The 24,528-nt window shown below is 58.8% G+C and carries 22 protein-coding genes and 3 tRNA genes; 10 read left to right on the top strand and 15 right to left on the bottom strand.

Going from position 1 to position 24,528, the window contains the following annotated elements:
• Positions 1-23 precede the first annotated feature (23 nt).
• The 4 genes from ABRP87_RS05110 to ABRP87_RS05095 all read right to left on the bottom strand — a co-directional run bounded on the left by ABRP87_RS05110 (position 24) and on the right by ABRP87_RS05095 (position 5,569).
• A complete protein-coding gene (locus ABRP87_RS05110; RefSeq protein WP_005280498.1) occupies positions 24-554 on the bottom strand; it encodes a peptidylprolyl isomerase in 531 nt (176 codons plus the stop codon).
• Between the two features lie 67 nt (positions 555-621).
• Positions 622-2,259 carry a dihydroxyacetone kinase family protein gene (locus ABRP87_RS05105; RefSeq protein WP_349867949.1) on the bottom strand — a complete coding sequence of 546 codons (1,638 nt, stop codon included), beginning with the start codon at positions 2,257-2,259 and terminating at the stop codon, positions 622-624.
• Positions 2,260-2,379: 120 nt separating this feature from the next.
• The gene (gene metE, locus ABRP87_RS05100; RefSeq protein WP_349867948.1) at positions 2,380-4,650 is read right to left on the bottom strand and encodes a 5-methyltetrahydropteroyltriglutamate--homocysteine S-methyltransferase; all 2,271 of its coding nucleotides are present in this window, start codon (positions 4,648-4,650) and stop codon (positions 2,380-2,382) included.
• On the bottom strand, positions 4,637-5,569 hold the full coding sequence (locus ABRP87_RS05095; RefSeq protein ID WP_284772010.1) for a methylenetetrahydrofolate reductase: 933 nt from the start codon (positions 5,567-5,569) through the stop codon (positions 4,637-4,639). The genes metE and ABRP87_RS05095 overlap by 14 nt, the downstream gene beginning before the upstream one ends.
• A gap of 284 nt (positions 5,570-5,853) precedes the next feature.
• On the opposite strand from ABRP87_RS05095, the gene ABRP87_RS05090 reads away from it, so the two are divergent.
• From ABRP87_RS05090 to ABRP87_RS05080, 3 genes are all read left to right on the top strand, one after another.
• On the top strand, positions 5,854-6,594 hold the full coding sequence (locus tag ABRP87_RS05090; RefSeq protein ID WP_349867947.1) for a hypothetical protein: 741 nt from the start codon (positions 5,854-5,856) through the stop codon (positions 6,592-6,594).
• A gap of 119 nt (positions 6,595-6,713) precedes the next feature.
• Positions 6,714-6,917 (top strand): hypothetical protein, encoded by a 204-nt coding sequence (locus tag ABRP87_RS05085; RefSeq protein ID WP_005276046.1) that lies wholly within the window; start codon positions 6,714-6,716, stop codon positions 6,915-6,917.
• Between the two features lie 35 nt (positions 6,918-6,952).
• A complete protein-coding gene (locus ABRP87_RS05080) occupies positions 6,953-7,426 on the top strand; it encodes a GNAT family N-acetyltransferase (protein ID WP_005276043.1) in 474 nt (157 codons plus the stop codon).
• A 53-nt stretch (positions 7,427-7,479) separates the two neighbouring features.
• Here ABRP87_RS05080 and ABRP87_RS05075 read toward each other — a convergent pair.
• A tRNA-Ala gene (locus ABRP87_RS05075) sits at positions 7,480-7,552 on the bottom strand.
• 168 nt (positions 7,553-7,720) lie between these two features.
• Here ABRP87_RS05075 and ABRP87_RS05070 point away from each other — a divergent pair.
• Both ABRP87_RS05070 and ABRP87_RS05065 read left to right on the top strand, forming a co-directional pair.
• A complete protein-coding gene (locus ABRP87_RS05070) occupies positions 7,721-8,623 on the top strand; it encodes a polysaccharide deacetylase family protein (protein ID WP_284770837.1) in 903 nt (300 codons plus the stop codon).
• Positions 8,623-9,171 (top strand): DNA-3-methyladenine glycosylase, encoded by a 549-nt coding sequence (locus ABRP87_RS05065; RefSeq protein WP_349867946.1) that lies wholly within the window; start codon positions 8,623-8,625, stop codon positions 9,169-9,171. Before ABRP87_RS05070 ends, ABRP87_RS05065 begins: the two co-directional genes overlap by 1 nt.
• Here the strand turns inward: ABRP87_RS05065 and ABRP87_RS05060 are convergent, their stop codons facing one another.
• Positions 9,172-9,657: a MarR family winged helix-turn-helix transcriptional regulator gene (locus ABRP87_RS05060; RefSeq protein WP_005276035.1), complete on the bottom strand. Its 486-nt coding sequence runs from the start codon at positions 9,655-9,657 to the stop codon at positions 9,172-9,174. It abuts the gene before it with no gap.
• 91 nt (positions 9,658-9,748) lie between these two features.
• Complete coding sequence (locus ABRP87_RS05055) at positions 9,749-11,728, bottom strand: heavy metal translocating P-type ATPase (protein ID WP_349867945.1); 1,980 nt, start codon at positions 11,726-11,728, stop codon at positions 9,749-9,751.
• A 6-nt stretch (positions 11,729-11,734) separates the two neighbouring features.
• Here ABRP87_RS05055 and ABRP87_RS05050 point away from each other — a divergent pair, with 6 nt between their 5' ends.
• Positions 11,735-11,932: a hypothetical protein gene (locus ABRP87_RS05050; RefSeq protein ID WP_349867944.1), complete on the top strand. Its 198-nt coding sequence runs from the start codon at positions 11,735-11,737 to the stop codon at positions 11,930-11,932.
• A gap of 959 nt (positions 11,933-12,891) precedes the next feature.
• Here the strand turns inward: ABRP87_RS05050 and ABRP87_RS05045 are convergent.
• The 4 genes from ABRP87_RS05045 to gyrA all read right to left on the bottom strand — a co-directional run bounded on the left by ABRP87_RS05045 (position 12,892) and on the right by gyrA (position 16,122).
• Positions 12,892-12,964, bottom strand: a tRNA-Ala gene (locus ABRP87_RS05045).
• A gap of 9 nt (positions 12,965-12,973) precedes the next feature.
• Positions 12,974-13,050 (bottom strand) — tRNA-Ile (locus tag ABRP87_RS05040).
• A gap of 174 nt (positions 13,051-13,224) precedes the next feature.
• A complete protein-coding gene (locus ABRP87_RS05035; protein WP_005280482.1) occupies positions 13,225-13,563 on the bottom strand; it encodes a DUF3566 domain-containing protein in 339 nt (112 codons plus the stop codon).
• A gap of 3 nt (positions 13,564-13,566) precedes the next feature.
• Positions 13,567-16,122 (bottom strand): DNA gyrase subunit A, encoded by a 2,556-nt coding sequence (gyrA, locus tag ABRP87_RS05030; protein ID WP_005280481.1) that lies wholly within the window; start codon positions 16,120-16,122, stop codon positions 13,567-13,569.
• A gap of 78 nt (positions 16,123-16,200) precedes the next feature.
• Between gyrA and ABRP87_RS05025 the strand changes: the two genes are divergently transcribed.
• The 4 genes from ABRP87_RS05025 to ABRP87_RS05010 are packed head-to-tail and all read left to right on the top strand — an operon-like array spanning position 16,201 to position 18,685.
• Entirely contained in the window at positions 16,201-16,422 is a 222-nt protein-coding gene (locus ABRP87_RS05025) for a CopG family transcriptional regulator (RefSeq protein ID WP_349867943.1), read from the top strand.
• Complete coding sequence (locus ABRP87_RS05020) at positions 16,419-16,676, top strand: cell filamentation protein Fic (RefSeq protein ID WP_349867942.1); 258 nt, start codon at positions 16,419-16,421, stop codon at positions 16,674-16,676. Before ABRP87_RS05025 ends, ABRP87_RS05020 begins: the two co-directional genes overlap by 4 nt.
• Positions 16,677-16,687: 11 nt before the next feature.
• Positions 16,688-17,125, top strand: coding sequence for a DUF6918 family protein (locus ABRP87_RS05015; protein ID WP_349867941.1), 438 nt, complete (start codon positions 16,688-16,690; stop codon positions 17,123-17,125).
• A gap of 60 nt (positions 17,126-17,185) precedes the next feature.
• Positions 17,186-18,685 (top strand): MFS transporter, encoded by a 1,500-nt coding sequence (locus ABRP87_RS05010; protein WP_349867940.1) that lies wholly within the window; start codon positions 17,186-17,188, stop codon positions 18,683-18,685.
• A 93-nt stretch (positions 18,686-18,778) separates the two neighbouring features.
• Here ABRP87_RS05010 and gyrB read toward each other — a convergent pair whose 3' ends face one another.
• From gyrB to dnaN, 4 genes are all read right to left on the bottom strand, one after another.
• Positions 18,779-20,848 carry a DNA topoisomerase (ATP-hydrolyzing) subunit B gene (gyrB, locus tag ABRP87_RS05005; RefSeq protein ID WP_349836850.1) on the bottom strand — a complete coding sequence of 690 codons (2,070 nt, stop codon included), beginning with the start codon at positions 20,846-20,848 and terminating at the stop codon, positions 18,779-18,781.
• A 168-nt stretch (positions 20,849-21,016) separates the two neighbouring features.
• A complete protein-coding gene (locus ABRP87_RS05000; RefSeq protein ID WP_349867939.1) occupies positions 21,017-21,586 on the bottom strand; it encodes a DciA family protein in 570 nt (189 codons plus the stop codon).
• A complete protein-coding gene (gene recF / locus ABRP87_RS04995; RefSeq protein WP_349867938.1) occupies positions 21,583-22,773 on the bottom strand; it encodes a DNA replication/repair protein RecF in 1,191 nt (396 codons plus the stop codon). The genes ABRP87_RS05000 and recF overlap by 4 nt, the downstream gene beginning before the upstream one ends.
• Positions 22,773-23,954, bottom strand: a complete 1,182-nt coding sequence (gene dnaN, locus ABRP87_RS04990; protein WP_349867937.1) for a DNA polymerase III subunit beta — start codon at positions 23,952-23,954, stop codon at positions 22,773-22,775. The genes recF and dnaN overlap by 1 nt, the downstream gene beginning before the upstream one ends.
• Positions 23,955-24,528 lie beyond the last annotated feature (574 nt).

Genomic DNA, 24,528 nt, shown 5'->3' with positions numbered 1-24,528 from the left:
CCGGGCGCGGAGCGAGAAAACGCTTAGGCGATATCGATGGACTCGATGACAACGTCCTCGTGCGGACGGTCCATCCGGTCGGTGTCGACCTTGCCAATCTTGGAAACGACTTCCTGCGAAGCAGGGTCAGTGACCTCACCGAAGATGGTGTGGTGGTTGTTCAGATGCGGGGTCGGCGCCACGGTGATGAAGAACTGGGAACCGTTGGTACCTGGGCCGGCATTTGCCATGGCCAACAGGAATGGGCGGTCGAACTGCAGCTCTGGGTGAAACTCATCCTGGAACTGGTAGCCCGGGCCACCGCGGCCGGTGCCGGTGGGGTCGCCGCCCTGGATCATGAAGTTATCGATGATGCGGTGGAAGATGGCGCCATCGTAGAACGGGCCGGACTGCTCGCCCTTTGCGTTCTGGGTGGAGTAGTCCTTTTCGCCCTTTGCCAGGCCGATGAAGTTTTCCACGGTTACCGGTGCGTGGTTACCGAAGAGATCGATAACAATATCGCCGTAGTTGGTATGCATCGTTGCAGTTGCGGTCTTCTGAGTCATGCCAGCCATTGTAAAGAATTTACTTCCTCTCCGCTGTGCAAGACATAACGCTCTCAGCGATCGCGCTAACGTTGCCCTAGTCGGCCGACAGGGCTTGTCCCCCAAATAACCAGCTGACCACGAGGGCACCGGGATCGATAACCCCCTTGCTGCGGTCTCCCAGGTAAGACGCGCGCCCCTTCTTGGCGGTGATCTTTCCGGTTTCCTCCACGCCTTCGCGCGCGGCCTCGTAAAGGGCCTGCAGTGTCTGCTCGTCTGGGCGCTCTGCACCGATTTCTTGCGCCTTTTCAGCGGCCGGAATGAGCGCATCGAGCATGGTGCAATCCCCGCGCTGCGCGCCGCCCAGTTCTTGAATGAACTCCGCCGCGCTGCTCAAACTTTCCGCTAAGGTCTCCGCTCGGGCCATGTCATTAAAGAAGCTGCCGAAGACCGCGCCCGAGGTTCCTCCCGCAAGAACGAGGAAGCGCTTGGCCAAACCGGTGAAAATCTCATCATCCGTGCCACGCAGCGGTAGTTCGATGCTTTCGAGGGCCGCCTCCATATTGGTACCGAAGTCCCCATCGCCGGCTTTGCGGTCAAGCTCGGTCAACTCCTCGATGGAGGATTGCACGCGGCCGACGAAGTCACTCAACCACTGGTTTTCTTCGCCTTCGCTGGGCAATTCATCCTCGAAGGTAATCCGCGCCGATTCCACCTGCTTTGTACCGCCCAGGGTATGGGGCCAGGCGGGGGCTTGGGTTAGGGCATCGATAAGCTCGAGCAGCTCGTCGTCTGCCTTGAGCAGTGTGATGGATACGCCGTGCATATTGACCGCGGTGACGTAGTTGCCCACCATGGAGCGCACTACCGTAATTCCCTTTTCCGCCAGCTGCGCGGAAGCCTCGCCAAAGACCAGGCTCAGCTCCAAAGGCGTGGTGCCGCCCAAGCCATTGACTAGGCACACCACCTCGTCGCCGCTGCTGATGTCGAGGGCAGCACCCAGCTTTTCCAGCACGGTGGCCACGATGGCATGGGCATTATCAACCTTCTCCGTGTGCGTGCCAGGCTCACCGTGGATGCCCACGCCGACTTCCATGTGCCCGTCATCTAGATCAAAGGTATCGCGGCCCGTAGTAGGCAAAAAGCCGGATCCCAGTGCCACGGACATGCTGCGGGATTGATCGGCGGTCCGTTTCGCAAGCTCGGTGACCTTATCCAAGTCATCGCCGCGGTACGCCGCGGCACCGGCCACCTTTTCCACCAGAATCGTGGCACCCGTACCGCGCCGGCCAGGGCCCTCGCCGGTGCCTTCGGTAGCAATGTCATCGGCAACTAAGACTGAACGCGTATCCACCGCCTCTGCCGCATTGCGCGCCACGGTGAAGTTCATGACATCACCGGTGTAGTTCTTCACAATGTGCAGCACTCCCCTACCCTGATCGGCCCACTGCGTGGCTTCGCTGACCTGGACCGCATTCGGGGAGGTAAACAGCAGGCCCGGGCAGGCAGCGGCGAGCATGCCTTGCCCAATGAAGCCGGCGTGCATGGGCTCGTGCCCGGATCCGCCACCAGAGATGACCGCGACGGCCGGTTTATCTTCGGCCGTGCGCAGCGGGGTGCTGCGCCCAATGAAGCCCGCATCGTGCCAGGTGGCATCCGGATGCTGGGCAATGAAACCGGCCAGGGAATCAGAAAGAAAGGATTCTTGGCTATTGCGAAATGCTGAATGCTTCATAGCGCCCACGGTAATCCGGATCCGGTTACAGCGTCACGGGAGGGTACAAGATCACAAAAACGCTATGCAGACCGACTGCATAGCGTTTTCTTTAAGAACCTAGAATTTCTCGGATGCTATTTAGAGGGCGTTGCGCACCACATCGCGGGCTTCCACCATATTGCGCAGGGAGGTTTCGGTTTCTTCGTAACCGCGGGTCTTCAGACCACAGTCCGGGTTAACCCACAAGCGATCCAGCGGCACGTTCTTGAGAGCGGCGCGGATAAGCTCTGCCATCTCCTCCACGGAAGGCACGCGCGGGGAGTGGATATCGTAGATGCCAGGTCCAATCTCAGAGTGGAAGGTGTCATCGATATCCTCCAGCAGCTCCATGCGGGAGCGTGCTGCCTCGATGGAGGTGACGTCTGCATCGAGGCCGGCGACGGCGTCGATGATCTGGCCAAACTCCGAGTAGCACAGGTGAGTGTGGATCTGGGTGGTGGGCTTGGCCTCGAGGGCTACCAAGCGGAAGGAACGAACTGCCCAGTCCAGGTAGGCCTTGCGATCCTGCTCGCGCAGTGGCAACAGCTCGCGCAGGGCTGGCTCATCGATCTGGATGATGTCAATGCCGGCTTCCTCCAGGTCACGAACCTCGTCTGCCAGTGCCACGCCCAGCTGGTCCGCGGATACGGACTGGTGCACGTCATCGCGGACGAAGGACCACGCCAGGATGGTGACCGGGCCGGTCAGCATGCCTTTGACGTGCTTTTCCGATAGCGACTGTGCAAACTTTGACCACTCGGTGGTCATGGCAGCCGGGCGGGAGATGTCACCCACCACGATTGGCGGACGGGTGCAGCGGGAACCGTAGGACTGTACCCAGCCGTTTTCGGTAGTGACGAAGCCATCGAGCAGCTCCGCGAAGTACTGCACCATGTCATTGCGCTCCGGCTCGCCGTGGACCAAGACGTCCAGGCCAAGGCGCTCCTGCAGCTCGATGACGGACTTGACCTCGTCCTTGAGGGCGGAGTTGTAGTCGGCATCAGAAAGCTCGCCCTTACGGTGCGCGGCACGCGCCTGGCGGATTTCCTTGGTCTGTGGGAAGGAACCGATGGTGGTGGTCGGAAGCTCCGACAGGCCGAGCTCCTTTTGTGCTTCCTTGCGCTCGTTGAAGGCCGGTTCGCGCTTGACCTCGCCTTCCGGCAGCTTAGAAATGCGCTCCTGCACGGCGGCGTTGTTGATGCGCTCGGACTCGGCGCGGGTGCGAACGGCGCGGTCGCTGACGCTGTAGGCCTCTTCGGCTGCCTCTGGGCCCTGTACTAGGGCGACAACTTCCTTGACCTTCTCATTAGCGAAGGAGAACCACGGGGCGACATCGGCAGGCAGCTTGGATTCTGCCTCGACGGAGTGCGGCACGTGCTGCAAGGACACGGAGGTAGATACGGACAGCTCATCGATGCTGCCTGCCAGGTCTTCGTACTTGGAACGCAGGTCGCGCAGGTTGGCGGCCCACACATTGCGGCCATCGACAAGGCCGGCAACGACGTGGGTGTTCAGGTTCTTGACGCGCTCAAGGTAGCCCTCATCCAAGGCCAAGGTGCCCACAGAAAGGTCAACCTGGACGGCCTCTGGCTTGAGCTCTGCGATGACATCAAGTCCCTTACGAGCAGAGCCGTACGGGGTGGTCAGGTAGACCTGTGGGCGCTCTTCTGCACCCAGGATGGCGGAGTAAGCCTGCTTGGTATATGCGGCCAATTCCTCATCGCTGGCGTTGGTCAGATCTGCAACGAGGGCGGGTTCTGCCAACTGGATCCACTCCACGCCAGCCTTGTGCAGCTCCGCCAGTACCTCCTGGTAGGCGGCAACGGCATCGTCTAGGCGTTCGAGCGGGGCCTTGGCGGCACCCTCGGCCTGCTTGGACAGGGCCAGCAGGGTGACCGGGCCAACGAGGTACGGGCGTACGGTGTGGCCTGCTTCGCGGGCTTCTTCTACCAGCTTGATAATGCGCTGTGGGTGCGCCTTAAAAGCGTGGTCATCGGCAATTTCCGGAACGATGTAGTGGTAGTTGGTGTCGAACCACTTGGTCATCTCCAGCGGCGCGGTGTCCTTATTACCGCGGGCCAGGGTGAACTCATCATCCAGGGTTTCACCGGCAACGGCACCGACGGTCAACGCGGTTTCGAGGACCTGGTCGTAGTAAGCGACGTCTGCCGGGATGGCGTAATCTTCGGTCAGGCCGAGGTCGCGCAGGCGGTTGTAGGTATCCAGGCGCAGCGAGTGTGCGGCGGACTCGAAGGTCTCCGCATCGATGCGGCCGGCCCAGTAGGACTCGAGCGCGCGCTTCAACTCGCGGTTGGCGCCAATGCGGGGATAGCCCTCAATTGTCGCCTTGGGGAAATTAGCGTTGGTCATTGTCTACTCCGATTCGGGTTAGTAGGTCGTGAGTATTGTCGGGGTTGTTGTGGGTATATATATGGAGCCCGCTCGCCCCACCAGCCACGATGTCGCGGGCTAGTTCGGCGGTCAGTTCCATGCCGGTTTCGTATTCTTCTTCTGGGGTTGTCGCTGCCGCGAGCACCGACCGCACCCTTTCGGGTACGGCGAGCCCGGACAGCTCTCCCATTCGCTCTACCCGGCGCAGGCTGGTCATGGGCATGATTCCCGGAATAAGGGGAATATGCACCCCGGCCAGTTGGGCCTTTTTGGTAAAGCGCAGGTAATCCTGGGCATCGAAGAATAGCTGGGTAATGGCGAAGTCCGCGCCGAGGCGCTGCTTTTTGAGCAAGACGTCAAAATCTTCATCTTCGTTTTTAGATTCAACGTGCCCGCTGGGATAGCACGCGACTCCGACGGCCAGGCGGCCAGCGGCGAACCGCGCGGCTTGTTGCTTTTCCAATTGCCGGATGAGGCTTATCAATTCATCGGCATGCTGCGGATAGTGCTCCGGCAAGCCTTCCTCTGGCAGGTCCCCGCGCAGGGCCAGCAGGCCGCGGACACCGGCATCGACCAATCGGTTAGTCCAGCCGATAAGTTCCGTGCGCGAACCAGCCGTGCAGGCCAGGTGCGCAAGCGGGCGCATCGAGGTGGTGCGCGAAATCCGCTCGATAAAGGCCGTAGTCCCTTCGAGCCAACCGGACCGTTTGGAACTTGTCACCGCAATATAATCCGGGTGGTAACTTTCCAAGGTTTGCAGCAAACGGTCGATCTTGGCTTCATCGGCGTCGTGGCGCGGCGGAATTACCTCGAAAGATAGCGCCAAACGCTCCGGCACCATTAGCTCTTCTTCACTCATGGAATCCAATGGTGCTGACGCCGAAAATCGCGGGCTCATAGTCACCTCCTTTTCCCGATCTCAATTGCTGTCTAGAGGAAAACGTACCAAGCTGTTCAGTTTGCGGGGTAGCGCGACGCTAATGGTATTACCTTTGCAGGCCCATAAACAGCGCGGTTAGCCAAAATCGGCGTGAATATTAATACTCCATTCTGAACCAAGCGGTCTATTTTATGGTTGACTCCACCTCTGAATCCCCCGCCAAAACAGTGGTGGGGTGTCAAGTTGGCCACTATGCTGGATGAAAAGGACAAATAAATCTCATCTAAGGAGCACCTGCACCAATGAACCCCACCGCAGTGAAAATGGCGTTCAAGACCGGTTCCAATGTGTGGAAGCAATTGCGCGATTACCGGCAAGAAAAATCCCGCGAAACTTATACCGCCCTCGAAGAGGCTGCCCAACAGATGCAAAAGGAAGACAACAGCACCTTTGATGAGGCCCGCAAGCAGGCCGGCGCCGTCACCCAGGCCGCGCACTCCCGCCTCGAGCGCGCCCTAGAGGACCTCAATAATTACCGCGAGGATGCCGTCGAGCGTTTCGATGAGGCCAAAAAGGAAGCCACCAAGAAGGCAAAGAAGGCCCGCAAGCAGGCCAAGAAGAAAGCCACCAAGGCTACAAAGAAGCAGGCCAAGAAGGACAAGAAATCTTCCAAGTTCTGGACCGTTGCCGGAATCGTTGCCTTGCTCGCCGCGGCAACCGGTGCGATTTACGCTTGGCTGCGCTCCAATGACAAGCCTTCCCAGACCCCACCGCGCGTGGATGACTACCGCGGGGGCACCCAAAACACCGCCCCAGAATCCACCTTGGTCTACACCTCCACCAGCGAAGCTAAGCCCGAATCCGAATCGGACCTCGCCGAAGAGGGTGCCGTGCGCGATGAAGAGCTCTTGGGTTCCATCGATGAACAGCTGGCCAAGCACCGCGAGGAAGAAGAGGCCGCCGCGGAGGAAGCGGATACCAGCCGCATCACCGATGACCACCAGAGTGAGGGCAAGCACCGCCTGCAGTCTGACGAGCAGTAGTTCCTTTCTCACCCCCGCCGTGGGGGTGCAGTAGGCGTTGCCTAGATCTCATTGCTTTGCCTAATCAAAAATCTCCTGCTTGAATTCACCCATTAAGGCTTTCTACAAGGAGATAAACAATGAGCTTTGAGTCTCTCACCGTCAAGCTCAAAGACGGTTCAACGTACTATTTCCCCGCAGGCCCAGTAACCGATGATCCCTCCCCGCGCGTGGATAACCTCCGCTTTGCCATCGATAACGGCGCTACCTTCCGCTCCGTTGACGAATCCGGTGAAATGCGCGAATTCAACGGCGCGGACGTGCATAACTACCACTTGGCTTAACTAGCCCTGCGGATTCTTCATATATCCTGGGGATTATGGAAATTCGCGCGACACAAGAATCCGATCGCACTTATATAGCTCGCCTCAACTTCCTGACCGATACGTTCGGTGATGAACGAGGCGAGCTTTCTTCCGGTTTTGCCGATGACTTTTCCTTTTACGTGGAAAATTGGGAGCCCAACCAGGGAGGTTTCATCGCTTGGGAGGACCTCGTGCCCGCCGGCGGTGTGTGGCTCAATTGGGGCACCGAGGACAATCACGGTTACGGGTTCGTGGAACCGGCCATCCCAGAATTTGCCATCGCGGTAGAAAGCCGCTTTGCGGGCCAGGGCATTGCCACCGCGCTTATCGATGCCGCCATTTCCCTCGCCCAGACCCTCAAAGCGCCCGGCATCTCCCTGGCCGTCCACCCCGATAATCCGCGTGCGCAGGGGCTTTATGAACGCTTGGGCTTCGAGCATGTGGGTGTGTACGCCGAGCATTACATCATGGTCAAGCGCTTTTTATAGCCCTATGCATGACTAAAGTCCGGATTCTTTAACCAGAATCCGGACTTTTCCTGTGGAGCATAGGAGAATCGAACTCCTGACCTTCTGCTTGCAAAGCAGATGCTCTACCAATTGAGCTAATGCCCCAGTGGCTTGTACTTTACTACTGCAGCCGCTCATTCCAAAAATGCCGAAGACACCGCGGCACACTGATTTACTTCTATCACATTTATCACACGCGTTTAATCCATAATTACCTTCGCAGTGGAGTAGGCTGGCTAATCGTGCCCATCTGTCCTCGTTCCTAGGAAAAGTATGCGTCGTCTTCTTACCTCCGCACTCACCGTGCTCGCTACTGCCGCCCTTCCCGCCTGCGCCAATGCGCAATTCCTCGAAGGCACCCCGAAAGTAGCTGGGTCCTCAGAACCAAATATCCAATCCGCGGTTTCTGAGATTCAGACCGATATTCAAAGTCGCATCGACAGCACCCGCGCGCAGGCACAGGATCTTGTTTCCTCGGTAGCGCCACAAGACGAGCCGCAGAATGAGGCTGCACCCGCACCGGATCCCCAAGCTGGGGCCGCACCGCAACCAGCCCCGCAGCCACAGGGCAACGGCGTCGATTGCCCGAATTGCGTGGCCCTTACTTTTGACGATGGCCCAAGTCCTTATACCAACCAGCTCCTGGATACCTTTAAGGCAAAAAACGCTCACGCCAGCTTCATGGTGCTAGCGGATCACGCCTACCAATACCCCGAGGCGCTCCAGCGCATGCAGGCAGAAGGTCACACCATTGGCAATCACACCAAGACCCATCGCCAGCTCAACCAGTTAGCTTACGGCGATATTGCCCAAGATATCGACGCCGGCAACGCGGCGATCCGCAATGCCACCGGGCAGGATCCAAAGTGGCTGCGCCCGCCCTACGGTGCCACCAATGAGACGGTTGACCAGGTAGCCAGGGATAAGGGCTTGTCGCAGGCCCTATGGAACGTAGATACCTTGGATTGGAAGATCCGCGACTCGCAGCACGTCTGCAATGCCGCCGTCCAAGATGCTAACCCAGGCTCCATCGTCTTGATGCACGATATTCACCCGACCACCGTCAATGCGGCCGAGTGCGTTATCGACGGCCTGCGCGCCAAGGGCTTAGAGCCCGTCAGCCTCGATGAGCTACTGCGCACCCCGGTAGATGGAAAGCGCTACTACTCCCGTTAATGATTGATTTTTCCCACCCTGCTGATGTCGTAGCTCCGCAACTCCTTGGCTGCGTCATCACGCACGCTGGAGTGAGCATTCGCATTACGGAGGTCGAGGCCTACTTAGGCACGGACGATGCCGCCGCCCATACCTTTCGTGGGAAAACCCCGCGCAATGCCGCCATGTTCGGCCCACCCGGCCGACTGTACGTGTATGCCTCTTACGGCATCCACCGCAATGTCAACATCGTATGCGCACCCGAAGGCGTGGGCCAAGGGTGCCTACTGCGCGGCGGTGAGGTGCTATCCGGTATCGATACTGCATTCGCGCGCCGTGGCACCAGCGACTTTCATAATCTAGCCCGCGGCCCTGGGAATCTCGGAAAAGCTCTGGGAGCAACGCTGGAAGATAACCACCTGCCAGTGCAGCTTTCTGGCCGCGACTCTGCACCGGAATGGGTGCGCGGCCCGCGCATTGGTATTTCCAAAAACCAGGAAGCGGCCCTGCGGTTTTGGATTCCCTTTGATAAGACTGTCTCCGGACGCCGCGGCTATCCCAAAAAATAATTAATAGCGGCCGCCATAGCGCTCGTCTGCTTCGATGGCTTTGATGATGCGCTCATTAATTTGGGTCATTTGATGGATCTGCGCACGGGTCAGGTTATCGATAACGGATCGGCGAGCCTGCTTGGCGTGACCTGGGGCGGTTTCTACTACCTTGTCCCAGCCACTATCGGTAAGGTGCGCCATCGTCGTCCTCCCATCATTGGGACAAGGACGCCGCACGACCCACCCCTGGCGCTCTAGGCGGGTGACAACTTGGCTCAGGCGGGACAGAGAGCCATTTGCGGTAATCGCAAGATCCCGCATGCGCATCTCATGGTTCTCGGCCTCTGATAGCCGCGAGAGCACCGTATATTCAAAGAAGCTTAGCTTGGCATCATCGCGCAGCTGCGCGTCCAGAATATTGGTGAGCCGGACATTCACGCTCATCAGGGACATGAATGCTGCTAGTTCATCCTCTTCCAGCCAAAAGTCGTCCCGCTCGGTCATGAGGATTATTTTAGCAACCGGACTTCAATTCTAAAATAATCCCTAAATAGCCGGAGTCCCATCCCGGTTATCCGAGCCTGACCTGATCCGCCTAGTGGCTGGTGGGTGCCAAACGTGCTGGGTCCAATTCAATCCGGCGCAGCAACTGCGCGTTGAATGCCACCACGATGGTCGATAGCGACATCAATACCGCGCCGGCCGCCGGGGAGAGCACGACACCGATGGGTGCGAGTACGCCTGCCGCCAAGGGCACGGCAATAATGTTGTAACCAGATGCCCAAATAAGGTTTTGGATCATCTTGCGGTAGCTAGCGCGCGACAAGCTGATCATTGAAAGCACCGACCGTGGGTCATCGCTGGCGAGCACCACCTCGGCGGATTCCATGGCGACATCGGTGCCGGCGCCGATCGCGATGCCGACTTCCGCGCGGGCCAAAGCTGGGGCATCGTTGACGCCATCGCCAACCATGGCCACGGCCAGGCCGCGCTTCTGTAATTCGGTGACCTTGGAGTCCTTGTCCTGCGGCAGGACTTCGGCAAAAACCTCGTCAATACCCAATTCTTCGCCAACGGCCTCGGCGACCTGCGTGGCATCGCCAGTGATCATCGCGACCTTGACGCCCTGCTCTTGGAGGGCGTGTACGGCCGCGCGGGATTCGGGGCGGATCTTATCTTCGACCGCCAGGGCGCCAATGATCTGACCATCGCGCACGACGTGTAGGACACCTGCACCGCGCTGGGACCACTCTTCAACCTGCGCATCGAATACCCCAGGGGTGGCAAGCTCTAGCTCGCGCAGCATATTCGGTCCACCGACGAGGACCTCTGCCCCATCGACGGTGGCCTTGATTCCCCGGCCGGCAGCAGCACTAAAATCGGTGCTGTGCAGCTGCTCCTGATATGCTTCCGCGTGGTCTTCGGCTGCCTTGACGATGGCGCGGGCCAACGGGTGTTCACTATCGGCTTCGGCCGCGGCGGCCACTGCTAGCAGCTGCCCTTCACTGATGTCCTCAACGGTTGCGACACCGGTGACCGCGTGCGCACCTTCGGTCAGGGTGCCCGTCTTATCGAAGAGGACAGCGTCGATAGTGCGCATGCGCTCCAACGCCATACGTTCCTTGATGAGTACCCCAGACTGTGCGGCCTGCTCGGTAGAGATCGCAATGACCAGTGGGATAGCCAAACCGAGGGCGTGGGGACAAGCGATGACGAGCACGGTCACGGTGCGCACCACGGCGTCGCTTGGGCTCCCGATAATGGACCAGACCACCGCGGTAATAAGGGCTGCGCTCAGCGCGAACCAGAAGAGCCACGCTGCGGCGCGATCGGCGAGGGCTTGGGCACGGGAGGAGGATTCCTGCGCCTCAGCGACCATGCTTTGGATACCACCCAGGGCCGTATCCCCTCCGATGGCTTCTACCTGGACGCGGACGGTGTTATCGGTGGCCACCGTACCGGCGACCACGCGCTCACCTTTATCGCGGAAAACGGGGCGGGATTCACCGGTGATCATGGATTCATCGAATTCGGCTGAGCCTTCAACAATGGTGCCATCGGCAGGCGCCCGGGCCCCAGCGCGAACCAGTACTATGTCATCCACCGCCAGCTCAGAGACTGGCACGGTGTGGGTCTGGCCATCAATGATCTTCTCGGCCTCGTCAGGCAAAAGTTCTGCTAAGGCGTCCAAAGCGGAGGAGGCCGCGCCGAGTGCACGCATCTCCAACCAGTGGCCCAGCAGCATAATGACGACCAAGAGGGCCAGCTCCCACCAGAAATCTAGGTCGAATCCTCCAATCCCCAAGGTGGTGACCCATGAGGCGACGAACGCCACGGTAATGGCCATGGCGATGAGCAACATCATCCCGGGCTGGCGGGATTTCAGTTCCGACCAGCCGCCTTGCAGGAACGGCGTGCCGCCATAGATGAAGATGATGGTGCCAAGCACCGGGGGAATCCAGGATGAACCAGTGAATTCGGGTACGCCGTAGCCGAGCAATTCTGCGACCATAGGGCTGAAGATGACGACCGGTACCGATAGCAGCAGCGACCACCAGAAGCGGCTGCGGAACATCGCCGCGTGATCGCCGTGTCCGTGCCCATGGCCGTGGCCATGACCTTGATGGTCACCGTGAGAGTGCCCTTCGTGGCCGCCATGATCTGTGTGTTGCGTATGATCCGCTCCCGCGGCCTGGTGAGCACCGGAATGCTCACTGTGTTGGTGGGAAGTACTCATGAAGTTCCTTTCTTCTCCTCCCTGCACCAAGAGGAGTTCTAGCGTCGGTGGAACACAGTGATGGTTACTCTCCCCACCATATACCCCGGGGAGGTATATTTACAGAACGGAAGGAGCCATTCTCGTATAAGAGGCGAAGTGGAGCTGCCGAGATGGCCACCCAGCTTAAACGGGCCTAGCCCCCGGAAAGTGGACACGGCGCGGTCAGCCCGACCCCATCAGCTCGGTTATTCTTCAACGTCATTGCAGATGAACTCGACAGAGAAACGGTCCCGGCATTTAGCGATAAACCGGATCATAACGGAGGCTTTGGGCCCAGTTCTGGGAAGTTTCCTGCACGATGGGCCTCCTGCGCCCATTGCCAGGCTGTGTGCCATGAAACGCCGAGCTTCGGGGCTACTGCCTAACATGCTCTTCCAGCAAGATGCGATCTTCCACAAGTGGGACACTTCAGGTTTCACCTACCGTTTTCGCCTACTCAAAGTGGAAGAAAGAGGCAAAGAAACGACATATGGGGCACTCCATTTTAGTTGGAGTGCCCCATGTTGGCTTTAAAGAGGAACTTTAGTCCTCATCACCCGAAAACTTCTTTCTCATTGTCCAATCTATCCAGAACCAAATGCAGAACAAGATGAGACCGATCACCGTTCTAGGGACGACATCTAAGTCAAAAACGATTCCGAGAAATAGTCCCAGAAGGACCAATGAAGCAAAAAATACAGCCCACGATACTCGTGAATTATATTTTTTGGATTTTAGCTTCTGCATTCATGCCCTCCAACTGGATGCGGACGATCTCCCATGTATGGTGCAATCTTAAGCTGATAGCAGGTGTTGTGGTCGTATTCAGCGAATGCCTTTGCTGTTTTAACAATATCAAGCGCGTTGATGCCTGCTATCGGACAAACTCCCCCAAAAACCAGTTTGATAGGCGTGGGGAGCTTCGAGAGGGTACAAGAAGCAAAAAGTCCGGCTTCCTTAGGGAAGCCGGACTGATGCTGTGGAGCATAGGAGAATCGAACTCCTGACCTTCTGCTTGCAAAGCAGATGCTCTACCAATTGAGCTAATGCCCCATTGTTCCGTGGTGGGCCTAGCTGGAATCGAACCAGCGACCTCATCGTTATCAGCGATGCGCTCTAACCGACTGAGCTATAGGCCCTTTAGCGGAACGAGATGTAACTTTACATACCACCCCGGAAAGAACACAAATCGGCAGCTCAAAGAGGTTTTTAAAGGCGCTCTTCGTGGGCCTAATGAGTACGCTACTTCGCGCTTAAAACTAGAAAAATGCCGGCAACGTGTGCTGCCGGCATTGTCTCCCACTCACAGTGGTCTAGATGTCATCCAAGCTGACCTTTAGCCCGCCGAAGACATCCACGATGGCGTTATAGATGACGGCCATCAGCGGTGCGAGCAAGGTGAACAGGACGGCGAAAATAACGCCAATCAGCGCGCTGGCTGCGATCACCACGCCAAAGGTGACCTCAAAGCCGCCGCCGACGCCACCAACGAGGCTATTGACTGACTCCCATATGCCCACCTGGTGCAAACCGATGTACAGCAGGCACACGGCCAGCAACCACGCGATGAGTCCGACGAGTGACAGGGCCAGACCAACGCGAAACGCCGAGGTCGGCGAGATGTGGTGGATGGTTACGTCTCGTCGTTCCATGCCCTACTCCTCATCCTTGGAGGCATCGCTTACCTTGTGGTGCTCTTGCTGGACCTCATCGACGGTCTTTTCTCCCTTGGCCACAGCCTGCGCGTCTTCCTCACCATCTTCTTCAACATTGCGGTCGATGGCAAGCAATTCGACGTCATCGGCAAGGTCAACCAGGCGCACGCCCATCGTGGCGCGCGAGGATGGACGAATCTGGTTTACTTCGGTGCGAATAACCCCACCGGCGGAGGTAATGGCGAAGATTTCATCGTCCTTGTCAATGGAAATGGCACCAATGAGCTTGCCGCGCTTCGGGGTGTACTTGAAAGTCATGACACCCAAGCCACCGCGGCCCTGCGGGGTGTATTCCTCAATGGCGGTGCGCTTGCCATAGCCACCCGAGGTAGCAACGAGTAGGAACTCGCCGTCGTGGACGACGGACATCGCCAGCAGCTGGTCATCGCCGCGGAAGCGCATGCCCTTCACGCCGGCGGTAGCGCGGCCCATGGGGCGCAGCTGGTCGTCATCGGCAGTAAAGCGAATGGCTTGGCCCTGCTCAGAGGTCAGCAGGATGTCATCGCCCTCAGAAACGAGCTGGGCGCCGATGAGCGCATCGCCCTCGTTGAGGTTGATGGCGATAAGGCCTGCGGAACGAGCGGACTCGTAATCGGTCAGGCGCGACTTCTTCACGCGGCCCTGTTGGGTGGCCAGAACCAGGTATGGCGCATCCTCGTAGGACTGGATCTGAATGACCTGGGCGATCTTTTCCTCCGGCTGGAATTCCAGCAGGTTGGCCACGTGCTGACCGCGGGCGGCGCGGCCGCTCTCTGGCAGCTCGTAGGCCTTCAGGCGGTAGACGCGGCCAAAGTTGGTAAAGAACAGGATCCAGTCGTGCGTGGAGCAGACGAAGAAGTTCTTCACAATGTCATCTTGCTTGAGCTCCGCACCGCGCACGCCCTTGCCACCGCGCTTTTGTGACTTATAGGTATCGACCTTGGTGCGCTTGGCATAACCGGTGGCGGTGATGGTGACCACGACGTTTTCGCGGGCAATGAGGTCTTCATCGGTGACCTCGCCGGAGGCAGGCAGGATCTCGGTGCGGCGCTCGTCGCCGTACTTTTCGACGATCGCCTCCAGCTCATCGTGGACGATCTGGCGCTGGCGTTCCTCGTGGGCGAGGATGTGCTTGAGGTCTGCGATCTCTTCTTCGATTTCTGCCAATTCATCGACGATCTTTTGGCGCTCCAGGGCAGCCAGGCGGCGCAGCTGCATCGCCAGGATGGCATCGGCCTGGATATCGTCGACATCGAGAAGCTCCTTCAAGCCCTCGCGCGCCTCATCAACGGTGGGCGAACGGCGGATCAGGGCGATGACCTCATCCAACATATCCAGCGCCTTGACCAAGCCGCGCAAGATGTGCGCGCGCTTTTCGGCCTCATCCAGGCGGTACTGGGTGCGGCGAACGATGACCTCGATCTGGTGCGCAACATAATTGCTCAGCATCTGATCCAGGCGCAGGGTGCGCGGCACGCCATCGACAATGGAGAGCATATTCGCACCGAAGGAGGTCTGCAGCTGGGAGTGCTTGTATAGGTTATTGAGCACCACGCGGGCGACGGCATCGCGCTTCAGGGTCACAACAATGCGCATGCCCACGCGGTCAGAAGACTCATCTTCGATCTTGGAAATACCGGCGATCTTGCCGTTGGCCACGGACTCCGCGATATTGGAGATGAGGTTATCGGGGTTGACCTGGAACGGCAGCTCCGTGATCACGATGGTCTGCCGGGAACCGGACTCCTCGATGGAGGTGACACCGCGCATGCGGATGGAGCCGCGGCCGGTGGTATATGCATCCTTGATGCCCTGATCACCCACGATGAGGCCGGCGGTGGGGAAATCCGGGCCCTTCACGCGTTCCATGCAGGCCGCGAGCGCGGCATCCTCGTCTGCGTCTGGGTTTTCCAGCAGCCAGTAGATGGCCGAGGCCAACTCATTGAGGTTATGCGGCGGGATATTGGTGGCCATGCCCACGGCAATGCCGCCGGAACCATTCATCAAAAGGTTAGGTACGCGGGACGGCAGGACGTCCGGCTCGCTGGTCTTGCCATCGTAGTTGGGCGAGAAATCCACGGTATTTTCGCGGATATCGCGGACCATTTCCATGGCCAACGGGGTGAGCTTGCACTCGGTATAACGCATTGCGGCAGGGCCGTCGTTACCGCGGGAACCGAAGTTACCCTGGCCATCGACAAGCGGGTAGCGCATATTCCAGGACTGCGCCAAGCGCACCAAGGTGTCATAGATGGCCGAGTCACCGTGCGGGTGGAATTGACCCATGGTGTCAGAGACCGGGCGGGCAGACTTCACGTAGCCGCGCTCGGGGCGGTAGCCCGAATCGAACATGGCGTAGAGAATGCGGCGGTGCACCGGTTTTAGGCCATCGCGCACCTCAGGCAGCGCGCGGCCCACAATGACGGACATGGCGTAGTCGATATAGCTCGACTCCATCTCCTCATTAATGTCAATGGGAAAAATCCGATCAAAAAGATCGTCGTTATTGTCACTCATAAGGCCAAATTCTACCTTCTCCGGCCCTTATCGGCCTTATTTGCCGCGCCGGTGGTATCACTGTGGTATCACTGGAGCATGGCAATGACATTGCGGCTTACCGCAGAACAAGATCACGCGCTTACACTCTTGGCCTCCGCGCAAGGCACCTCCAAGCACGAGGCGGTGGTGCGTGCCATCGTGGCGGCAGCCTCGCGCACGCTTGCCGATGCCCACGTGCAAGCCACCGCCCGCGATCTCCTCCCCGGCCGCGCAGAACTAGAGGCCGAAATCCGCAGGGCACGGAAGACTCAGTCATGAGCCCCGAACAGCTGTACCTAGTGGCCCAAGAATTTTGCGCCCGCTTTAATCTCCGCATCATCAATTACTCCGCCTTGGTGGCCGCCGCGGCTGCCAGCACCGCGCGCCTAGAGGGTATCGCCATCCACGGCGATGAGCAGCAGGCAGCTCGAGCCATGGCGGAGGTTTTAGAAAAGGTGCCAGCGTTAAACGATGGAAATCAGACCTTTGCGCAGTACTGCGCCCGCGTCTATATGGCCACTAAATTCGCGTAAAGTATGGCACCATGGATCACCTTTCTACCTTGATGCATGGGTCCACCCGCACCGAGTTCATCGCCGACTGCGGGGATCTCGTTGAAAAAGTCGCCTCCTCCCAATCCGGCATTTCCGGCATGGCCATTAAAGGCGGATTGGCTGCCGCCAAAAAAGCCGATGCCAATGTCGTCCCCAAGGCGCTGGAGCGGATCTTGCCGGATGTCCTCGATGCCCTGGATCCACGGTGGCAGGACTTTGCGGAAAGCGGGAAGGAGGATTTCGGCGCCTTCCTCGAACCGCACCAGGAAGATGTCAGCGATGAGATTATGAACATCGCAGATAAGCACGTGGAAAAGGTGAACTCCGCCGCACTGCGCAAGCCCTATAATTCCCTGCGTGGTAAGGCCACCAAGATTTTAAGCCCAGAAGTTCCTGCATTCGGCCGCATAGTACAAAAGCACATGTAAATAAATAATTTCCACCGGTTTTCCTGCGGTTGAAGGTTATCTGGCCTGCGGAGTATAAGTGTGGAAGTGACTTATTCCCCGCATCATAAATCGTCGACATCAGAAGCAAACCGCACCGATTACCCCGCCGGCCAAGATCCCGCCCGCTGGCGGGTTCTTATTATTGTGCTGGTCACGGTGTTCATGTCACTAATTAGTGTGTCCATCGTGAACGTGGCACTGCCGTCGATTCAGTCTGGGCTTGGTGCCACGGATTCGGATGTGCAATGGGTGCTGTCTGGTTATGCGCTTACCTTCGGCGTGGTCCTCGTGGCCGCCGGGCGCGCCGGCGATCTCGTGGGGCGCGGGGGCATCTTCCTGCTCGGCATCGCCGTCTACACCATTAGCGCCGCCGTGGCGGGTTTCGCGCCGAATGCGCATTCTCTGAACATCGCCCGTTTTGTGCAGGGCGTTGGCGCCGGATTACTCAACCCCCAAGGCGTGGGAATGATTCAGCAATACTTCCGCGGGGAAGAACGCGGCCGGGCCTTTGGATACTTTGGTGCCACCGTGGGAATCGCCGTGGCCATCGGCCCGGTCTTGGGCGGCTTCCTCATTAAGCTCGGCGGCCCTGACCACGGGTGGCGGCTGACCATGCTGGTCAATGCCCCGATCGGCCTGCTGGCCATCATCTTGGGCCTCATGTGGTTCCCACGCCCGCTGTTTTCCCGCGTCCGCGACGCCGCGGGCAATAAGCTGGGCATCTTCAAGGCACTGGCCACCCTGGATCCCATCGGCGCGCTCATCCTCGGCGCCGCGGTCTGGTGCATCCTCTTCCCCTTCATGGACTCCACCGGGTCCTCTGCCGTGTGGTGGCTGCTTCTCGCGGGTGCCGTGCTCATTGGCGTGTGGGTGCTGTGGGAGCGCCACCACAAGGCCACCGGCCACCCGCCGATGGTGGATCTCAATATCTTTGCCACCTCGAGCTTCCGCAATGGCACCATCATCGCCACGTTGTGGTTTATGGGTATTACCAGCATCTGGGTGCTCGTTGCGTTGTACTTCCAAAACGGCCTGGGCTACTCCGCCCTGGCAGCCGGCTCGGTGGGCATTCCGTCCGCGCTCCTCAACTCCATTACCGCTACCATCGCGGGCCGCAAGATCTCGCGCTACGGGCGCATGGTGGTCATCATCGGCATGCTGACCACAATCTTTGGCCTCATCGCCACGGTGGCATTCGTCTGGGGAACCACGCACTGGGGAATGAGCGAATGGTGGCTCATCCTCTCCTTGGCATTCATCGGGCTTGGCCAAGGTGCCGTGGTCTCCCCTAACCAAACCCTGACCTTGGCGCAGGTACCAGACAACTACGCCGGTTCCTCCGGCGCAGTCCTACAAACCGGACAGCGCATCGGAACCGCCATCGGCCTGGCGGTCATTACCGCCATCGTCTTTGCCGTGCTCCAAAGCACCTCCGGTGACTGGCCCGTATCCATCATGACCGGCTTCGGCGTCATCATCGCCGTTTGCCTGGTGTCCTTGAGCTTTGGGTTTGCTGATCAGCACTCTTCCCGCAGCTAAATTTCCTCACCCCATAGTTAGAGCCCACCGTGGAATTATTCACGGTGGGCTCTATTGCTCTAGCCACTGCACACACAGGGCTAGGCCAGCGATTTAGATATCCAGGAAGCGGACATCCTTCGCGCGGCGGGTAATGAAGGAGCGGCGGGCGGCCACGTCATCTCCCATGAGGATGGAAAACAGCTCATCAGCGCGCTGTGCGTCTTCCAGGTCCACGCGGCGCAACAGGCGCGTGGAGGGATCCAGGGTGGTCTCCCAGAGCTCGGAGGCGTTCATCTCGCCCAAGCCCTTGTAGCGCTGGATGCCGTCATCCTTGTTGATCTTGCGGTTTTGCTCCAGGCCTTCCGCCAGCAGCTTATCGCGCTCATCATCAGAGAAGGCGTAGCCAGGCGTGCCCTTGGACCACTTCAGCTTGTAGAGCGGCGGGTTAGCCAAGTACACGTGGCCATCCTCAACCAGCTGTGGCATAAAGCGGAAGAGCAGGGTCAACAGCAGCGTGGCGATGTGCTGGCCGTCCACATCGGCATCCGCCATCAGCACGATCTTGTCGTACCGCAGCTTCTTGATATCGAATTCCTCGTGGATGCCGGTACCCAACGCGGTGATGATGGCCTGGACCTCAGCGTTCTTTAGGACCTTATCCATGCGGGCCTTCTCCACGTTCAGGATCTTGCCGCGCAGGGGCAAGATGGCCTGGAACATGGAGTCACGGCCGGCCTTCGCGGAACCGCCCGCAGAGTCACCCTCCACGATATAAAGCTCCGAACTCCGCGGATCCTTAGAGCGGCAATCCGCGAGCTTGCCGGGCAGTCCGCCCAAATCGGTGGCGGACTTGCGGCGCACCATCTCGCGCGCCTTGCGCGCTGCCATGCGGGCATGCGCCGAGGAGACGGCCTTATTGATAATGGCCTTTGCCTCTGCCGGGTTGGCATCAAACCAGTCGTTGACGTACTCGTTAACCGAGCGCTGCACAAAGCCCTTGATCTCGGAGTTGCCCAGCTTGGTCTTGGTCTGGCCCTCGAACTGTGGATCTCCCACCTTGACCGAAATGACGGCGGCCAAGCCTTCGCGGCAGTCATCACCGGAAAGGTTGCCGTCCTTGTCCTTAATGAGCTTGTGCTCCTTGGCATAGCGGTTCATCAAGGAGGTCAGAGCTGCGCGGAAGCCCTCTTCGTGCGTGCCGCCCTCGTGGGTATTGATGGTATTGGCAAAGGTGTGCACGGACTGCTTATAGCCCTGATTCCACTGCAAGGCCACCTCAACCTCGTGGTCCTCGCCTTTTGCCTCGAAGGACACGATGGTGGGGTGAATAGCGTTTTTGGACTTATTGAGGAATTTTACGTAGTCCGTCAGGCCCTCTGGGTAGTGGAAGGTAATCTTCTTGCGGCGCTTCTTATCGGCCTTGGTGACGTTCTTGGAGTCGTCTTCCTCGTTGAAGGTATCGCCGGCATCAGGAACATCATCAAAGGACGTCTCATCCGCGCTCGCCTCACCGGATTCCGCATCCGCGATTTCCTCGAGCTCGATCTGCTCTTGGGTCACGCGTTCATCAATAAGCTCGATGGTCAGGCCCTTGTTCAGGAAGGCCATCTCCTGCAGGCGGCGCGCAATGGTGTCGTAATCGAACTCGGTGGTTTCAAAGATCTCCGGGTCCGCCCAGAAGCGAATCTTGGTACCGGTACCGCGAGCGTTGCCGCCTTCTACAAGGTCATCCGGGATGGCGTTCTGGAAGTTTTGGTACCAGTGCTTGCCCTCACGCTTGATCTCCGCCTCCACGCGGGTGGACAGGGCGTTGACCACGGAAATGCCGACGCCGTGCAAGCCGCCGGAAACGGCATAAGAATCGGAGTCGAATTTACCGCCGGCGTGCAGCTGCGTCATGACCACCTGGACGGTCGGCGCACCGGAGGCGTGCATCTCCACCGGGATGCCGCGGCCATTATCGATGACCTCGACGCCGCCGTCTTCCAAAAGCTTGACGGTGACTTTGTCCGCGAAGCCTGCCATGGCCTCATCGACGGAGTTATCGACGATCTCCCAGATAAGGTGGTGCAAACCGCGCGATCCGGTAGAACCGATGTACATACCGGGGCGCTTGCGGACGGCCTCTAGACCTTCCAGGATCGTAATTGATCCAGCATCATATGCGTGTTCTTCAGCCACGGATTCGTGCTCTCCTTTTGGCTATAGCTAATTCTAAGACTTTCACTATTCTACACGCATACCCCCTACTGAATGACACCCCACACCGGCCAGAGGTAGCTATGTGGCGCGCTCTGTGGTTATTTATCTTTTAAAGGGCAGAGCTAACCTGCGCCTATCAGCCACTTATCAGCCGTAGGTATCTTGCGATCCCTGCGGTTTCACCCACTGCCGCCCCTCGTAATTGCGCTGCTGCCGCGGGCCATGGATCCGCAGCTCAGCGATGACATCGGGACCAAGCCGGTCCGCAATTTTGCGCAGGATTTCCCGCTGCAGGTAGCGCAATTCCGTGGCCCAGGTGGAATTATCGCAGGAAATGTAGACGATCTTGTCCTTGATTTTTTGCGGCTGCGTATGGGCGGCGATGCGCTCGCCCACCAGGTTTTCCCAATTTCCCATCACCCAGCCGTGCGCTAATTCATGCTCCCAGCCGCGATGGGAAATCTCCTTTTTAATCTGTGCGCCCAGGCTCGGCACATCGATCTTTCGCCGCGGCCTCCTGCCATCGGCGCCGGTAGGCCTGCCTACCTGGTAGCCGCGATAGTTCTGCTGTTGGGCATCCGCCAAGGAGGGCACCGGCATCTTCGGCACTGGGCGCGTAAGCTTTGGCGGGTTCTTCGAGGTAGAGCGCACCAACCGGAAGTATTGGGTGACGGGATCCGTGCGCTGCGTGCCGGTTTCCACTTCTTCCTCACTCATGCCTCTTCCTCGCTAGTCTCTCCTGCGGTGGCTTCCGTGTGCAGGGTGGAAATGCGCCCCTGGTCCGTATCTTCCACTCCTACCCGGTAACGCACGATGGGTTCCAGGTTGTCCGGTAAGTCCTCATCCACCGCGGCGGTAATTAGCACCTGTTCCGCCGTGGCGGCCAAGTGAACCAGCTGGGTGCGGCGTTTGGCATCGAGCTCGGCAAAGACATCATCCAAGATGAGGACCGGATCGGATCCCCCCTCCTCGCGCAAGAGCTCAAACTCCGCCAAGCGCAGGGCGATGGCATAAGACCAGGTTTCGCCGTGGCTGGCAAAACCCTTGGCCGGCTGATCCCCCAGGTGGAGCACGAGATCATCGCGGTGCGGGCCCACCAAAGAGATTCCGCGCTCGATCTCGCGCTGCCGGGCATTAGCCAGCTCGGTCAGCATCACGGCCTCCAGCACCTCGCGGTCAGAGGTATCAATGGTGGATTTATACTCCACGTGCGCAGGCCGCGACTCCGGTGCGAGGCCGGCATAGGCGGCGGGAATGTGGTCCAAGAGGGCATCGACAAGCGCAAGGCGCGCCGCAATGACCTGTGCGCCTAAGCGCGCGAGCTGGGCATCCCACGTATCCAGCGTCGATAGCGCCGAGGCGCCATCGCTATCGCCATAGCCGCGCCGCAAGCTTGCCGATGCCGACTTCAACAACGCATTGCGCTGCTTTAATACCTTGTCATAATCCGCCTTAACCCCAGCTAGGCGCGGGGTGCGCGAGGCGATGATGCTATCGAGATACGCGCGGCGCCCCGCGGGCTCACCGCGCACCAAGGCCAAATCCTCAGGGGAAAACAGCACCGTTTTCACCACGCCGAGCAACTCGCGCGGGCTGCGCAGCCTCGTGCGGTTAATCTGCGCCTGGTTTGCGGCATGGGGTTTTATCAGCAGGTGGGTGGTTAATTCGCGCCCCTGGTTCACGGCAGTAAGGGACACCCGCGCGCTCTGCGCGCCCTGGCGCACCAGCGGCGAATCATGGGAGACGCGGTGGGAAGACAGGTGGGCGGTATAGCCCACGGCTTCCACGATATTGGTCTTGCCAAAGCCATTGCGGCCCAAAAACAGAGTGATCCCCGGGCCCAGCTCAAGCTTTAGTTCGGGCCATGAGCGAAAATCCCGAACATCGAGATCCCGTATAAACATTAACCTGGCAGGCGAACCGGCATTAAGAGGTAGGTGAAGTTGGTCTGCGGCGTGGGGAAATTGCCATCCTCATCGGCTTCCGGCAGCTCTTCTGGCTCCGGGATCATGATGGCGGGGCGGGAAGGCTCCGTGAATCCGAAGACCACGCGGTCGGTGTTGATGACCGCTAGGCCGTCCTTCAGATAGCCCGGGTTGAAGGCGATCAAGAATTCATCGCGGCCGTGGAATGCGCACGGAAGGGTCTCGGTGGCATTACCGGCATCGGCGCCGGCGGACAGGGTGACCTGGCCATCGGCAAATTCCATGCGGATCTGCGCATTGCGATCCGTCAACAAGGAAACGCGGCGAATGGCTTCTTGCAGCGGCGCCACCTCAACCGAGGCAATATTCGTGTGCGACTTGGGAAGCAAAGGCTGGACGTTTGGGAAATCCGCATCCAGCATGCGCGTGGTGGTTTCGCGGTTATCCGCGTGCAGGCCAAAGAGGCCATCGGCGCCGATATTATCGCCGGAGCCCACCGCGATCTCGATGGGAATATTCAAGTGTGGATCCAGGCTGCGGCCGGTATCTTGCAAGGTCTTTGCCGGGACCAGGAGCTTAGCCTCAACGTCCTCAGCAGCCGGTTCCCACTCTAGGGTGCGCATGGCCAAGCGGAAGCGGTCCGTAGCCGTCATCTCAATATCTTTGCCGTGGATATCCATGTGTACGCCAGTGAGCATGGGCAGGGTGTCATCCTTGCCGGCGGCGGATGCCACCTGCTGGATGGCCTCTGCGAAGAGCTGCGGTTGGATCGTGCCGGTGACCTCAGGCAATACCGGCAATTGCGGGTAATCATCGAGCGGGATGAGTGGTAGCTCGAAGCGGGAGGAACCACAGGCAACCAAAGCCTTGGAATCTACCTGGGAGATCTCAACTTCCTTATTGGGCAAGGTAGCCACGATATCGGAAAGCAACTTACCGGCAACGGCGATCTGGCCGGGCTCATCCACCATGCCGGCGATGCGCACCCGGGTAGAAACCTCGTAATCAAAGCCGGTGAACTCTAAGCCGTTGTCATCAGCGGTGATAAGCATCGCGCGCAGCACTGGCTGGGTGACCTTGGAAGGCAGGCTGCGGGCAACCCACGCTACGGCGTTGGCAAGGTCATCTTTGGCAACGCGAAATGACACGGCTTCATCCATGGTGCGAAGAGCTCCTCTTTGGCGGGGTAGGGATGTGTAACTTTCAAAAGCTGGCTTCCAACTTACCGCATCCGGTGAACCTTGTAATTTTCCCTCCGCCCGTGCGAGCCAGCGCCGCGTGCTCGGCCCCGGGCACAATTCCACACATCCCCTTTCTACTTACAAGATCAGAGAAATAATTTAGTAGTAGTAATAAGCGCTGTGGGATCTGTGATCAACGGGGTAAATGACAAGTTCAGCGCGGCGATCCGGGGTGTGCCAATTCTTGTGATCTTGCTGTGATCAACCGGCTCGGAATGTGGATAAATTGGCGGGTCATCGTTTTATCCACAGCCTGTACTAGTTTTCCACGGATCTGCACACAGCACTGATCACAGGGGCGTCTGTGCTGGATAGGGCCTGTGGAATTTAAAACTGTGAGCAAAATCTACAAATTACATCCATGAAATTACACAGGTGTGGATAACTCTGTGGATAGCTGTTTATGCGGTCTTTGCAGGGACATAGGCGCTGGTAGGCGGCGGTGGAAGGTGGAGGGCATCGGCAAGCGCACCGCCTGCTTACAAAAATGGCG

The organism is Corynebacterium sp. KPL2830 (assembly GCF_040225635.1).
In the GTDB taxonomy this organism is placed as follows: domain Bacteria; phylum Actinomycetota; class Actinomycetes; order Mycobacteriales; family Mycobacteriaceae; genus Corynebacterium.
Note: the sequence above shows the minus strand (reverse complement) of the source record. Positions and strands in the feature narration are given on the sequence as shown.